Annotated in this window: 12 protein-coding genes; 8 read left to right on the top strand and 4 right to left on the bottom strand. The window is 72.8% G+C overall.

The window, feature by feature from the left end:
- Positions 1–579 carry a hypothetical protein gene (locus tag AB0J86_RS17285; RefSeq protein WP_363858090.1) on the top strand — a complete coding sequence of 193 codons (579 nt, stop codon included), beginning with the start codon at positions 1–3 and terminating at the stop codon, positions 577–579.
- Positions 576–1,610, top strand: coding sequence for a TerC family protein (locus tag AB0J86_RS17280; RefSeq protein WP_363858089.1), 1,035 nt, complete (start codon positions 576–578; stop codon positions 1,608–1,610). Before AB0J86_RS17285 ends, AB0J86_RS17280 begins: the two co-directional genes overlap by 4 nt.
- Positions 1,611–1,614: 4 nt before the next feature.
- On the opposite strand, the gene AB0J86_RS17275 is transcribed toward AB0J86_RS17280, so the two are convergent.
- Complete coding sequence (locus AB0J86_RS17275) at positions 1,615–1,845, bottom strand: hypothetical protein (RefSeq protein WP_363858087.1); 231 nt, start codon at positions 1,843–1,845, stop codon at positions 1,615–1,617.
- A 719-nt stretch (positions 1,846–2,564) separates the two neighbouring features.
- On the opposite strand from AB0J86_RS17275, the gene AB0J86_RS17270 reads away from it, so the two are divergent.
- A complete protein-coding gene (locus tag AB0J86_RS17270; RefSeq protein WP_363858085.1) occupies positions 2,565–4,292 on the top strand; it encodes a thiamine pyrophosphate-binding protein in 1,728 nt (575 codons plus the stop codon).
- A 332-nt stretch (positions 4,293–4,624) separates the two neighbouring features.
- Here the strand turns inward: AB0J86_RS17270 and AB0J86_RS17265 are convergent, their stop codons facing one another.
- Positions 4,625–5,308: an MFS transporter gene (locus AB0J86_RS17265; RefSeq protein ID WP_363858083.1), complete on the bottom strand. Its 684-nt coding sequence runs from the start codon at positions 5,306–5,308 to the stop codon at positions 4,625–4,627.
- Between the two features lie 82 nt (positions 5,309–5,390).
- Positions 5,391–6,140, bottom strand: a complete 750-nt coding sequence (locus AB0J86_RS17260) for a GntR family transcriptional regulator (RefSeq protein WP_363858081.1) — start codon at positions 6,138–6,140, stop codon at positions 5,391–5,393.
- Positions 6,141–6,935: 795 nt separating this feature from the next.
- Between AB0J86_RS17260 and AB0J86_RS17255 the strand changes: the two genes are divergently transcribed.
- Positions 6,936–9,482, top strand: coding sequence for a bifunctional FO biosynthesis protein CofGH (locus AB0J86_RS17255; RefSeq protein ID WP_363858079.1), 2,547 nt, complete (start codon positions 6,936–6,938; stop codon positions 9,480–9,482).
- Between the two features lie 420 nt (positions 9,483–9,902).
- Positions 9,903–10,160, top strand: coding sequence for a WhiB family transcriptional regulator (locus AB0J86_RS17250; RefSeq protein ID WP_184534144.1), 258 nt, complete (start codon positions 9,903–9,905; stop codon positions 10,158–10,160).
- A 110-nt stretch (positions 10,161–10,270) separates the two neighbouring features.
- Here the strand turns inward: AB0J86_RS17250 and AB0J86_RS17245 are convergent, their stop codons facing one another.
- Entirely contained in the window at positions 10,271–10,720 is a 450-nt protein-coding gene (locus tag AB0J86_RS17245; protein ID WP_363858077.1) for a metallopeptidase family protein, read from the bottom strand.
- A gap of 243 nt (positions 10,721–10,963) precedes the next feature.
- Between AB0J86_RS17245 and AB0J86_RS17240 the strand changes: the two genes are divergently transcribed.
- From AB0J86_RS17240 to AB0J86_RS17230, 3 genes are all read left to right on the top strand, one after another.
- Complete coding sequence (locus tag AB0J86_RS17240) at positions 10,964–11,329, top strand: DUF3499 domain-containing protein (RefSeq protein ID WP_363858075.1); 366 nt, start codon at positions 10,964–10,966, stop codon at positions 11,327–11,329.
- A gap of 85 nt (positions 11,330–11,414) precedes the next feature.
- Positions 11,415–12,878, top strand: a complete 1,464-nt coding sequence (locus tag AB0J86_RS17235) for an aldehyde dehydrogenase family protein (protein ID WP_363858073.1) — start codon at positions 11,415–11,417, stop codon at positions 12,876–12,878.
- Positions 12,879–13,034: 156 nt separating this feature from the next.
- A complete protein-coding gene (locus AB0J86_RS17230) occupies positions 13,035–13,658 on the top strand; it encodes an endonuclease V (RefSeq protein ID WP_363858300.1) in 624 nt (207 codons plus the stop codon).
- Positions 13,659–13,770 lie beyond the last annotated feature (112 nt).

The following is a 13,770-nucleotide window of genomic DNA, read 5'->3' as shown; positions in this document are numbered from 1 at the left end:
ATGACGACGAATCGGATGCGAGAGCTGGCCGAGTTGGCCGTGCCCGGCGCCGCGATCGGCGCGGCCGCCGGTCCGGTGGCCATGGCGATGGCGCTGGTCGTGAGCCAGCCCGTCGACTGGGCCGCCGCCCAGGGGCTGGCCCTGGGACTGCCGCTGGCGCTGCTCGGTGGCGGGTTCGGGCTGCTGCTCGGTACCGGTCGGGTCCGGCCGGGGGTCTTCGCCCCGGCCGCGCTCTACTGGTTCCTGGGCTTCCCGCTCGCCCGGTTGCTGCACGAGGTGCTGGCCGGCCTGCTCATCGCGGGCCGGCCGGCCCCGCCGGCCGACACCCTCGGCTTCCTCGCCTACCAGGCGATGGTCAGTTTCGGGTTCGCGCTCGGTTTCACCTGGTTGCACGAGCGGTTCGCACCGCGGTGGCTGCACCGGATCCGCGCCCACAACCCACGGGCCGACCGGTTGTACGGCTACTACCTGCGGCACGCGGAGGCGCAGTGGCAGACCCGGGAGAACCGGCGGCGGGCCCGGGCGGACCGGCGGGTGGTGCGGCAACCGGCCCTGTCCCGTACCAAGGGAGAATCATGAACGTACCGGTCTGGGTATGGGCCGTCACGATCGCCGGCTTCGCCGTGATGATCGCGTTCGACTTCTACCTGGTCGCCCGCAATCCCCGGGAGCCGTCGGTCCGCGAGTGCGTGGCCTGGGTGACCTTCTACGTGCTGGCGGCGGTCGCCTTCGGCGGCGTCCTCCTGGCGACCGCGGGCAGCTCGTACGGCGGTGAGTTCTTCGCCGGCTGGTTGACCGAGTACTCGCTGAGCGTGGACAACCTCTTCGTCTTCGTGATCATCATGAGCCGGTTCGCGGTGCCCCTCCAGTACCGCCAGAAGGTGCTGCTCATCGGCATCGTCCTGGCGCTGCTGATGCGGGGCGCGTTCATCGCGGCCGGCGCCCAGGCGATCGCGCGGTTCGACTGGATGTTCTACATCTTCGGCGCGTTCCTGGTCTACACCGCGATCAAGCTGGTCGGGCCGCAGCAGGAGGACGAGTTCTCCGAGAACATCGCGCTGCGTACCGCCAAGCGCATCCTGCCGACCACCGACTCCTACCGGGGCGCCTCCGTGCTGGCCCGGGTGGACGGTCGGCTGCTGGTGACGCCGATGTTGATCGTCATGGTCGCCATCGGCACCACCGACCTGTTGTTCGCGCTCGACTCGATTCCGGCGATCTTCGGTCTGACCAAGGAGCCGTACCTGGTCTTCGCCGCGAACACGTTCGCGCTGATGGGGTTGCGCCAGCTCTTCTTCCTCATCGGCGCGTTGCTGGACCGGCTGGTCTACCTCAGCAAGGGGCTGGCGCTCATCCTCGCCTTCATCGGCGTGAAGCTGGTCCTGGAGGCGCTGCACCACGACGGCGTCGGCTGGGCGCCGGAGCTGCCCATCCTGGTCTCGCTCGGGGTGATTCTCGGCACGCTGGCCATCACCACCGTGGCCAGCCTGGCGAAGTCACGGCGGGACGAGCGGCGGGCCCAATCCGCCGCTCGTCCCGCCCCTGATCAGGCGCCGGAAGAGGTGTCCCGTACCTCCGACGTGGCCCTGGCGGAACGCGATGTCCGCTGAGCGGTCACCGCGACACCAGGTCGCCCCCGGTGGGCCCGCTGAGGTTCTCCCCAGCGTGCCCGGCGAGGAAGCGCTCGATCTCCTCGTCCGTCGGCTGGCTGGCTCGCTGCTGGCGCTGCAGCGCGCTGGCCAGCCCCAGGCCGAGCGTACGGCCGTCCGCCACGAACCCGCGGGGCAGCGCGAGACCACGCCCCAGTCGGGTGAGGAAGCGTACGGCGGTTCGTCGGGTAGTCATGACAACATCACCTCGGTTAGCGACTGGTTTCACTCCACCCGGGTTGACGTCCCGGGTGGCAGGACGCGACACCGCTACCGGCTGTGTCCGGCGGTGGCCCCGCCATCCCCGGCAGGACCCGGGGCTCCGTCGGGCACGGCCGGTGTCGTTCGGTCGCGTCGGTATCGGTCGGCCCGGCGCGGCGTCACTGCCGCGACGGGCGGGGCCGGCGAGTCGGTTCCGTCCCGCCGACGGCCGGGTCTCGCCCGGTGCCGCCCGACGGAATGGACTGTTCCGGCTCACCACGACCTGCTCAACCCTCGATCCATCAGGCCTTACGGCTCCAGCATACAGGCTTTTGTATGCAGTAGATGATTTAGTGGCGGACGCCACCCCCTCTCGTGAGAGCGGGTCACCGTGCTTACTACCCATCCTGGACGGGCTTGAACACCGGCCGGTGTCGCGGGCGTTACGCCCGCGGCACCGGCACGCCCATGTCCCGTGGCCTGGCGATCATCGAGGTCGCCGCCGTCGCGCCCGGGGTCCGATGTGGTCCGCCGGGGTGGCGAAAAACCTAGCGTCACCCCCTAGACACCCCACTATCAGGTGCGCAACGATATTGCCTACCGAATACGGTATGCAATCTCCAGAGATGGCGGAGGAGTTCCAGTCCAACACCGCCGGACCCGGCACGACATCGCACGTAGGTCGCCGGCGGCGACTCAAGGGAGTTGAGAGAAATGGTTCAGACCGCGACCGAAGCCGTCGTGGACCCGATCCTGCAGGAGCCGAGCCGCGACCCCGAGCGCATCTCCGGCGGCCACCTCGTCGCCAAGGCGCTGAAGGCCGAGGGCATCGACGTCATCTTCACTCTCTGCGGCGGGCACATCATCGACATCTACGACGGGTGCGTAGACGAGGGCATCGAGGTCGTCGACGTCCGGCACGAACAGGTCGCCGCGCACGCGGCCGACGGCTACGCGCGGGTGACGGGCAAGCCCGGCTGCGCGGTCGTCACCGCCGGCCCGGGCACCACGGACGCCGTCACCGGCGTGGCCAACGCGTTCCGGGCCGAGAGCCCCATGCTCCTGATCGGCGGCCAGGGCGCCCTCAACCAGCACAAGATGGGCTCCCTGCAGGACCTGCCGCACGTCGACATGATGACGCCGATCACCAAGTTCGCCGCCACCGTGCCGCACACCGCCCGTACCGCCGACATGGTCTCGATGGCCTTCCGCGAGTGCTTCAACGGCGCGCCCGGGCCGTCGTTCCTGGAGATCCCGCGGGACGTGCTCGACGCCGAGGTGCCACTGGCGGACGTCACCATCCCCCAGGCCGGCGCGTACCGCGCCTCCACCAAGAGCGCCGGGGACCCGGCCGCGGTGGAGCGGCTCGCCGACATCCTGGTCCGGGCCGAGAAGCCGGTCGTGCTCTTCGGTACGCAGGTCTGGACGTCGCGCGGCACCGACGCCGCGATCGAGTTCGCCCGTACCCTCAACATCCCGGTCTTCATGAACGGCTCGGCGCGCGGCACCCTGCCCCCGGGCGACCCGCACCACTTCCACCTCTCCCGGCGGTACGGCTTCAACAACGCCGACGTCATCCTCATCGTCGGCACGCCGTTCGACTTCCGGATGGGCTACGGCCGCCGGCTGCCGAAGACCGCCACGGTGGTCCAAGTCGACATGGACTACCGCACCGTCGGCAAGAACCGCGACATCGACCTCGGCCTCGTCGGCGACCCCGGCACGATCCTCGCCGCGGTCACCCAGGCCGCCTCCGGCCGGCTCGGCAACGGCGCCGCCAAGCGCCAGCCGTGGTTCGCCGAGCTGCGCGCCCAGGAGACCGCCGCGTACGAGAAGCGGCTCCCCCGCCAGCTCTCCGACGCGAGCCCGATCCACCCGCTGCGGCTGGCCCACGAGATCAACGAGTTCCTCACCGAGGACTCGATCTACATCGGGGACGGTGGCGACATCGTCACCTTCTCCGGCGGCGTGGTACAGCCCAAGTCCCCGGGGCACTGGATGGACCCGGGCCCGCTCGGCACCCTCGGCGTCGGCATCCCCTTCGCCCTCGCCGCGAAGTACGCCCGGCCCGACAAGGAGGTCGTCGGCCTCTTCGGCGACGGCGCCTTCAGCCTCACCGGCTGGGACTTCGAGACGATGGTCCGGTTCAACCTGCCCTTCGTCGGCATCATCGGCAACAACTCGTCGATGAACCAGATCCGGTACGGGCAGATCCAGAAGTACGGCGCCGCCCGCGGCCGGGTCGGCAACACCCTCGGCGACGTCCCCTACGACCAGTTCGCCAAGATGCTCGGCGGGTACGGCGAGGAGGTCCGCAACCCGGAGGACATCGCCCCCGCCCTGCGCCGGGCGCGCGAGTCCGGCCTGCCCTCGCTGATCAACGTATGGGTCGACCCGGACGCGTACGCCCCGGGCACGATGAACCAGACGATGTACAAGTGACGGTTCCCGCGCCACGGTCGGGCGGTTGCGGGCCGGCCCCGCACCGACCGGCCGGCGCGGGGCCGGCGCCCCGGTCCGGCTGACACCGGAGACGGAAGCTACGGCGGTGTGCGTCGGCTCCCCACGGAGCGCCGGCCACACCGTCGCACGTCGTTCAGGGGACCCGCGGTCCCGACACGGCCCACCCCGGAGCCGGCTGGCAGGCCCAGCCGGCTCTCGTCGTACGCCGCTCACCCGCCGGGGACGGCCGCCGCGCGGACCGGTCGCCCCCGGCGCACGCGGCTGGCGTGGACGGTGTCGCCCGGGTTGCGCGGATCAGGCTTGCCGGACCGTCACCGCGCCGGGCCGCCGAGGCGGGTCTCGCCGGGGAGCGGCGTGGACGTCGCGGGGGCGACCGGCGGGCTCTGCCGGGAACCACGTAGGACCAGCATGGCGATGCCGCCCACCCCGGTGACGGCCAGCGCGATCACGGCCACCGGCGCGCCGACCAGGAGTCCCATCCGCCAACTCACCGCCCGCGCCACCGCACCGCCCACGACCGGCCCGAGCAGGAGCGCGGCGCCGAAGGCCACGCCGAGCACCAGCCGGGCCGGCGTACGCCAGTTGGCCACCTGACCGGAGAGAGCGAGGACGACACCGACGACCGTTCCGGCGCCCAACCCGGCGAGCACCCGGCCGACCGCCAGCACCACCGTACCGGGCGCGATCCCGCTCACCAGGGTCCCGAGCAGCAGGAGCACCAGTGCCGACAACACGGTCGCGTGGGGCCACCGCCGGCCGAGCAGGTAGCCGGGCGCGACCAGGGCCGCCGCCGCCACCACGTACGGTGCGACCACGGTCGCGATGACGGCCGCGCCGGTCAGTCCGAGGTCGCCCTGGATCGCGCTGGTCAGCGTTCCGATGGGCGCGGTGAGCAGCCCGGCGGCGAGCAGGGCGCCAAGCGCCGGGCCGCCGAGCGACCAGAGTGGGCGAACCACCGGGGGACGGGGCGGTGCGGGATATCCGGGTGAGAGCACGCGGCGAGCGTAATGCACCGGCGGCGCGACGCGGCACCAAGTTGATCTCGACCGCTCCCCGGCCGGCGAGCGGGTACGACCCTCAGATCACGCCCCGCTCGGCGGCCTCCTTGCGCCGCTGGTGGTAACTCTCCCGGGTGCGTTCGGTGTGCCGGCGCATCATGTCGCCCGCGCGCTTGCCGTTGCGGCTGGCGATCACCTCGATCAAGGCCCGGTGCTCCTCCCACGCCTCGGCGCCGCGGGAGCGCGCGATCGGCACGTAGTACCACCGCACCCGGCGGTCGACCAGGGCGATCAGCTCGGCGAGCACCTTGTTGCCCGACATCTCCACCACGTACGCGTGCAGGGCGGCGTTGGCGGCGACCAGGCCCTCCTGGTTGTCGTCGCTGAGCGCCTTCTCGCCGGCGCGCTGCAACTCCCAGAGGTGCTCGATCTGTTCCGGGGTGGCGCGCTTCGCGGCGAGCCGGGCCGACTCCGTCTCCAGCAACGTCCGCGTCGCCAGCAGCTCGTCCGCCTCGGCCTCGGTCGGTACGTGCACGAAGGCGCCGAGGGCCGGTCGCAGGTCGACCCAGCCCTCACTGTGCAGTCGTTGCAGCGCCTCCCGGACCGGCTGGCGGCTCACCCCCAACTGGGCCGCGAGCTCGTTCTCCACCAGGTGCTCACCGGGCTGCAGCTCGCGGTTGATAATCATCTCCGCGATCACGTCGTAGACCGCCTGCCGCAGCGGCGCGGGACGCTCCAAGGGCTGCCGTACGCCACGCGCCTCGGTGCGGCGTGCGGCGATCCGTCTGCCGCCGTTGGCGGCCGGCGAGGTCGAGCCCCATTCCGTCATGGAAACCTCCGGCGGTGCTGGGTCGGTCGGACGTCTTGCCGCCCGTTGCGGTTGATAGCATACAGTCTCCAAGATGCAAAGCGGTAACGCCGCTCCGCTGGAAACATGGCACGGGCATCGATAAGCAAGATCGCATACGGTACACAGTGCCGACCGAGGGCCGCGCGACCCGCCGGCCCGAACAGGCGAACCGCCCCCGGCGCCGCGCACCCGCCCACCCGAACCCGGCACGACGCCCGAGGCGAGTAACGGCCAACCGGCGCGCGTGTGCCACCGCACCCGGCCGCCCAGTGGACCGCGCGGACACACCCGGCCGCCCAGCAGACCGCGCGGGACGCGCCCGGCCGAGCGGCACCACCGCCATGCCGTCGAGGTACCGCGCCCGTTCCGCGCGTCCTCGGCGCGGGCCGTGCTCGGAGCCGCAGCGGCCGGCGACCACCGAACGCGCCCGCACGACGGCGCGCGACGCGTCGGTGGGGCCCGCCGTGCCCGGCGAAGACATCAAGCGTGACGGGCTTCGCCGGGTACGGCGGGCCCCTCCCCACACCCACGGCACCGCCAACCCGCGAGTCGCGGCCGGCCCCGGCGGCACCGACCGCGTGACCCCGGCTCGACCGAGCGCCACGTGACCCCGGCCCGGCCGCAGCACCGGCGTCACCCCGGCTCGACCGACGAACCACGTGACCCCGGCCCGGTCGCGCCAACCACGTGGCCCCGGCTCGGCGCACGAGCCACCCGGACCGAGCGGCGGGACCACCCGACCGGTCGATGCCGGAACCACCCTAGGCTTGACGGGTGGCTGACCGCACTGAATCCCGGCCGACCGAGGCGAGTCTGCGTCGCGCGCTGCGCCGCGCCGCCGACGGCCGCGCGCTCGACGTCGACGAGGCCGCCACGCTGCTCACCGCGCGTGGCGCCCAGCTCGACGAACTGCTCGCCATCGCGGGCGCGATCCGCGACGCGGGGCTGCGCGACGCCGGTCGTCCCGGGGTGGTCACCTTCTCCAAGAAGGTCTTCATCCCGCTGACCCGGCTCTGCCGGGACCGGTGCCACTACTGCACGTTCGCCACCGTGCCGCACCGGCTGCCCGCCGCGTACCTGGAGCGGGACGAGGTGCTGGAGATCGCCCGGGCGGGCGCCGCGCAGGGCTGCAAGGAGGCGCTCTTCACGCTGGGCGATCGGCCGGAGGAGCGCTGGCCGGCCGCGCGCGCGTGGCTCGACGAGCGGGGCTACGACTCCACACTGGACTACGTACGGGCCAGCGCGATCGCCGTGCTCGAAGAGACCGGGCTGCTGCCGCACCTGAACCCCGGGGTGCTGAGCTGGGCCGAGTTGCAGCGGCTCAAGCCCGTGGCGCCGAGCATGGGCATGATGCTGGAGACCACCGCCACCCGACTCTGGTCGGAGCCGGGCGGCCCGCACTACGGTTCGCCGGACAAGGAACCGGCGGTACGGCTGCGGGTGCTCGACGACGCGGGCCGGGTGGCCGTGCCGTTCACCACGGGCATCCTGATCGGCATCGGCGAGACGCTCGCCGAGCGGGTCGACTCGATCTTCGCGATCCGGCGCGCCGACCGCGAGTACGGCCACATCCAGGAAGTCATCGTGCAGAACTTCCGGGCCAAGCCGGACACGGCGATGCGGGGCATGCCCGACGCCGAGCTGCACGACCTGGCCGCCACGGTGGCGGTGGCGCGGATCCTGCTCGGCCCGGCGGCCCGGATCCAGGCGCCGCCCAACCTGATCGAGGGCGAGTACGAGCTGCTGCTGCGCGCGGGCATCGACGACTGGGGCGGCGTCTCCCCGGTGACACCGGACCACGTGAACCCGGAGCGGCCCTGGCCGCAGCTGGACGAGCTGGCCAAGTGGTCGGCGGCGGCCGGGTTCACGCTGCGCGAGCGACTGACCATCTATCCCGAGTACGTCCGCCGCGGCGACCCGTGGCTCGATCCCCGGCTGCTGCCGCACGTCACGGCGTTGGCGCGGCCGGAGACCGGGATGGCGGTCGAGGAGGCGCTGCCGGTGGGCCGCCCCTGGCAGGAGCCGGACGACGCGTTCGTGCCGGGTGGCCGTACGGACCTGCACGCGACGATCGACACGACGGGGCGTACCGGCGACCGGCGGGGCGACTTCGACAGCGTCTACGGCGACTGGTCGGAGGTCGCCACCCGGGTCGGCGGCGCGCCGGGTCCGATCGGGGAGACCGCCGCGAGCGCGCCGGGTCTGGCGGACGCCGATCCCCAGCTGCGGGCGGGGCTCCGGCTGGCCGCCACCGATCCGGCGGCGCTGCTGGAGCCGCGGCACACGGAGGCCGCCCTGGCGCTCTTCGCCGCGGCCGGTCCGGCGCTGGACGAGCTGTGCCGGATCGCCGACGACCTGCGGCGGGACGCGGTCGGCGAGGACGTGACCTACGTGGTCAACCGCAACATCAACTTCACGAACGTCTGCTACGTGGGCTGCCGTTTCTGCGCCTTCGCCCAGCGTGAGCGGGACGCCGACGCGTTCCGGCTCTCGGTGGAGCAGGTCGCCGACCGGGCCGAGGAGGCCTGGCGGGCCGGTGCCACCGAGGTCTGCATGCAGGGTGGGATCGACCCGAAGCTGCCGGTGACGGCGTACGCGGAGCTGGTGCGGGCGATCAAGCAGCGGGTACCGGAGCTGCACGTCCACGCGTTCTCGCCCATGGAGATCGTCACGGCGGCGGCCAAGGCGGGCGTACCGGTGCGCGAGTGGCTGGGCCTGATGCGCGACGCCGGGCTGGACACCATTCCGGGCACGGCCGCCGAGATCCTCGACGACGACGTGCGCTGGGTGCTGACCAAGGGCAAGCTGCCGGCGGCCACCTGGGTCGAGGTGGTCAGCACCGCGCACGAGTTGGGCATCCGGTCCAGCTCGACCATGATGTACGGTCACGTCGACCATCCCGGACAGTGGCTGGCCCACTTCCGGGTGCTCGCCGGGGTGCAGGACCGTACCGGCGGCTTCACCGAGTTCGTGGCGCTGCCGTTCGTGCACACCAACGCGCCGATCTACCTCGCCGGCATCGCGCGTCCGGGCCCGACCTGGCGGGAGAACCGCGTCGTGCACGCGATGGCCCGCGTGCTCCTGCACGGCCGGATCGACAATATCCAGTGCTCCTGGGTGAAGCTCGGCGACGAGGGCACGGTCGAGATGCTCCGCGGCGGTTGCAACGATCTGGGCGGGACGCTGATGGAGGAGACGATTTCGCGAATGGCGGGATCGGCGAACGGCTCCGCCCGTACCGTGGCCCAGTTGGAGGCCATCGCGGCGGCCGCCGGTCGTCCGGCCCGCCAGCGCACCACGGCGTACGGATACGTCGGCTGATCTTTCCGTCCGCACCGGATGCGGAACCGCCGGTCCTGTTTGATCATGGAGCCAGGCGCGGTCGTCGCCGCCCGGTGGGGTGCCGCATATCCGTCGTACGGCGGCCCGACACACCCGTCCGGCCGGCGCGCCACGCCGATATCTCGGGCAACTCGCCGGTGCGGGCGTTACCCGCGCCGGGTCTGAATCGATAGGGCAGGTTGCGAGGCTGGACGGCTCGACGAGCCGTGCTCGGCACTGGCGAAAGGGTGATCCCGTGTATCAGGTTCGGCTTGACGACGCACGGATTACACGCGTGTAATTTCGTAGGGGTTGTCCGAACGGAGCGCATCGAATTGCCACCGGACGGGCAAAAATCACGCCTTCCGCGTGGGGGGTTGCAGCGGCGCTGACGCCGTTGCGCGAAAAGGAGGCAGCTGGATGGACGGCCGACTCGAGGTGGCCGACCTGCTCGGGAATGCGCCGGAGTGGCAGGAGCGGGCCCTGTGCTCGCAGACCGACCCGGAGGCATTCTTTCCCGAGAAGGGCGGCTCGACCCGCGAGGCGAAGCGGATCTGCTCACGTTGCGAAGTCAAGGCCGAGTGCCTCGAATACGCGCTCGGGCACGACGAACGGTTCGGCATCTGGGGCGGGCTTTCCGAGCGGGAGCGCCGCAAGCTCAAGCGCCGGGCGGCCTGACCCGTCGCAGCGGTCCGAACGTTCGCACGGGGCGCGCGAACGCCGCACGGGGGCGCGGCGGACGCGTCGCCGACGAGGTACGCCGATTCGGGCGGTGGGGGCCGCCCGACTCAGGCCAGCTCGTCGGGGTCGACGCCGAGCAGATTGGCCACCTGCTCGATGATCACATCGTGTACCAGGTCGGCGAGGTCCTCCCGGTCCATCGCCCGGAACTCCAGCGGCCGGCGGTACAGCACGATCCGGGGCGGCACCTCCTGACGGCCCGGCCGGCCGGGCAGGAGCCGCGCCAGCGGTACCTCGCCGTCCTCCAGCACGTCCGAGTCGTAGACGTTGAGGTCCGGCGGCACGTCCTCGACGGCGAACTCGACACCCGCCAACTCCTTGGCGAACCGCCGTTCGAGCGTCTCCACCGTGTCCAGCACCAGGTCGTCGAAGATCTCGGCCTTCGTCCGGGCCAGCGGTACCGTCGCCGGGACGAGGCGGCCGCGCAGCCCACGCCCGTGGCGGTCCCGGTGGGTGCGGCGTCCGGTGACCGGCCGGCGGCGGTCCGGACTCGTCATGGCCTCTCCTCGCTCCGCTGGTCGGTGCCAGGACCTTCGTCGGGGCCATGACCGGGGCGGCTGAGCCGTCGGGTTGCCCGGCGGCGGGGTTCACTGAGCACAGGGTAGCCCCAGCGGGGCCGGGTAACCGCGCACGCCCGGCCGTGTCGAACGCCACCGGCGGCGGAATTTGTGATCACCGTTGCCGGCGTGTCGGACCGTCAACCGTGGTGCGGAAGCCGGTAATGGAGATACCGTGCCGCGGTGAGGTCGACACGGCGTTGCTCGCGTAACGGCTGCCCCCGACAGGCCGTCGCCACGTTGACCTATGTCTATAACGAGTCGACGGCGGTGGTGGGGCCGCTCGCCGCGTTCGCCGAGCCGCACACGTACGACCTGTGCGAGCAGCACGCGCGCAGCCTGACCGCACCCCGTGGCTGGCAGGTCGTGCGGCACGAGGGCGAGTTCGAGCCCCCGCCGCCGACCACGGACGACCTGGTCGCGCTCGCCGAGGCGGTACGCGAGGCGGCCCGACCGGTGCAGCGCCCGGAGGAGATCGACGTCGACCCGAACAGCGGCCCCCAGACCGGCCGTCGGGGACATCTCCGGGTGATACCGCCCGCGCACTGAGCGGACACCCGTTCCGCCCGTTCCCGGTACGACCGGCGCCGGAGCGCCCACCGGCGGACGCGGCCGACCGAAGTAGGCTGCCGGCGTGGAGCTGACCCCGTTCCTGCTGGCCGGTCGGGCGGCCGAGAGCGACGACCTCCTGCCGGTCCGGCACCCGTACGACGGCCGGCTGGTCGGCCGTACCAGCAATGCCACGCCCGAGCAGGTCGAGGCCGCGGTGGCCGCCGCGGCCGAGGTCGCCGAGCGGGCCGCGGCGCTGCCGGCGCACGTCCGGGCCGCCGCCCTGGACCACGTCTCCCGGCGGCTCGCCGAGCGGGCCGAGGAGGTCGCCCGGCTGATCACCGCCGAGAACGGCAAGCCGGTCAAGTGGGCCCGGATCGAGGTCTCGCGGGCGATCTCGACGTTCCGGTGGGCGGCCGAGGAGGCCCGGCGCTTCTCCGGGGAGTTGCAGCGGCTGGACACCGATCCGGCCGCCGACGGCCGGCTCGCGGTGGTCCGCCGGGTGCCGCGCGGCCCGGTACTGGGGATCTCGCCGTTCAACTTCCCGCTCAACCTGGTCGCCCACAAGATCGCGCCGGCGCTGGCGGTCGGCGCCCCGATCGTGCTCAAGCCCGCGCCGGCGACCCCGCTCTCCGCGCTGCTGCTCGGCGCGCTCCTCGCCGAGGTCACCGAGCCCGACGGCCCCGGCACCGGGCTGCCCGCCGGGATGGTGTCGGTGCTGCCGGTACCGAACGACCGCGCCCCGGCGCTGGTCGCCGACCCCCGGCTGCCGGTGGTCTCCTTCACCGGCTCCGGCCCGGTCGGTGCCGCGATCCGGCGCGCCGTCCCGGAGAAGCACGTCACCCTCGAACTCGGCGGCAACGCCGCCGTTCTGATCTGCGAGGACTGGGCCTCGGACGAGGACCTGACCTGGGCGGCCCGCCGGATCGCCACCTTCTCGAACTACCAGGCCGGCCAGAGCTGCATCGCCGTCCAGCGGGTCTACGTGCACGAGTGGCTCTACGACGGCTTCCTGCCCCGGCTGGTCGCGGCCGTACGCGAGCAGCGGGTGGGCGACCCGTTCGACGACGCCACCGACGTCGGGCCGCTGATCGACGAGGCCGCCGCCCGGCGGGTGGAGGAGTGGGTAGACGAGGCGGTGGCCGGCGGCGCGGATCCGCTCGTGGGCGGGAGACGCGAGGGCGTGAGCTACCCGCCGACGGTGCTCACCGGCGTACCGGCCGACGCCCGGGTCAGCACCGAGGAGGTCTTCGGCCCGGTGCTCGTGGCCGGCCCCGTGGCGGGGGACGCGGCCGGCTTCGCGGCGGTCAACGACTCGGCGTACGGCCTCCAGGCCGGCGTCTTCACGCACAGCCTGCAGACCGCGTTCGCGGCGCACCGGGCGTTGCGCGTCGGCGGCGTCGTCATCGGCGACGTGCCGTCGTACCGGGCGGACCAGATGCCGTACGGCGGGGTGAAGGGCAGCGGGACCGGACGCGAGGGAGTGCGCAGCGCCATGGACGACTACACCGAGCCGCGGGTCATGGTCCTCACCGGCCTCGAACTGTAGGGCGGGCTCCCGTTGTCGCGATCCGTACCCGAGCCGTTCCCGGCGACGTCGTCCCCGTTCGCAGGGTCTCCGTCGACAGCGTCCCCGTCGGCCGGGTCGGTCCCGCCGCCCGGGTGGCCTCGTACCGCCGAGGAGGCCCGCGCCGAGCAGGACCGGCTGCGTCCGCTGGCGGACCTCGTCGGCCCCGGGCCGGCCGCTCCCCGTACCGTCGCGGGTCTGGACGTGGCGTACGCCGAGGACGGCGACCGCCTCGCCGCGGCCGTGACCGTGCTCGACCCGCGGACGCTGGCGGTGGTCGACGCCGCCGTGAGCGTCGGGCGGCCGACCTTCGAGTACGTGCCCGGGCTCTTCGCCTTCCGCGAACTGCCCGGCCTGCTGGACGCGCTCGACCGGCTCTCCACCGTCCCCGACCTGCTGGTCTGCGACGGGCACGGGCTGGCCCACCCGCGCCGCTTCGGGCTCGCCTGCCACCTCGGCGTGCTCACCGGGCTGCCCGCGATCGGCGTCGGCAAGACCCCGCTGCTGGGGACCTGGGACGAGCCCGGGCCGCGTCGGGGCGACTCGGCGCCGCTGCGCGACGGTACCGAGACGGTGGGGCGGGTGCTGCGTACGCGGGACGGGGTGAAGCCCGTCTTCGTCTCCGTCGGCCACCGGATGAGCCTGGAGAACGCCTGCGCCCAGGTGCTGGCGCTCACGCCCCGGTACCGCCTGCCGGAGACGACCCGGCAGGCCGACCGGCTGTGCCGCGACGCCCTCGCGACGGTCCGGCCCCGACCCTGAAATCCGCGAGCCGGCCTCGATCCTGAAATCCGCCGTCCGACCCGGTCGGACGCTGAAATTCGCGGTCCGGCCCGGACCCTGGAATCCGCCGTCCGGCCCGGTCGGTGCCGGG

The sequence above is a fragment of the Micromonospora sp. NPDC049559 genome (genome assembly GCF_040676675.1).
Classification (GTDB): Bacteria; Actinomycetota; Actinomycetes; order Mycobacteriales; family Micromonosporaceae; genus JBFAPK01.
Note: the sequence above shows the minus strand (reverse complement) of the source record. Positions and strands in the feature narration are given on the sequence as shown.

Bases quoted from the DNA above. Each gene is read 5' to 3' on its own strand.
- AB0J86_RS17285 (WP_363858090.1), top strand. From the start codon at position 1: ATGACGACGAATCGGATGCGAGAGCTGGCCGAGTTGGCCGTGCCCGGC.
- AB0J86_RS17280 (WP_363858089.1), top strand. From the start codon at position 576: ATGAACGTACCGGTCTGGGTATGGGCCGTCACGATCGCCGGCTTCGCC.
- AB0J86_RS17275 (WP_363858087.1), bottom strand. From the start codon at position 1,845: ATGACTACCCGACGAACCGCCGTACGCTTCCTCACCCGACTGGGGCGT.
- AB0J86_RS17270 (WP_363858085.1), top strand. From the start codon at position 2,565: ATGGTTCAGACCGCGACCGAAGCCGTCGTGGACCCGATCCTGCAGGAG.
- AB0J86_RS17260 (WP_363858081.1), bottom strand. From the start codon at position 6,140: ATGACGGAATGGGGCTCGACCTCGCCGGCCGCCAACGGCGGCAGACGG.
- AB0J86_RS17250 (WP_184534144.1), top strand. From the start codon at position 9,903: ATGGACGGCCGACTCGAGGTGGCCGACCTGCTCGGGAATGCGCCGGAG.
- AB0J86_RS17245 (WP_363858077.1), bottom strand. From the start codon at position 10,720: ATGACGAGTCCGGACCGCCGCCGGCCGGTCACCGGACGCCGCACCCAC.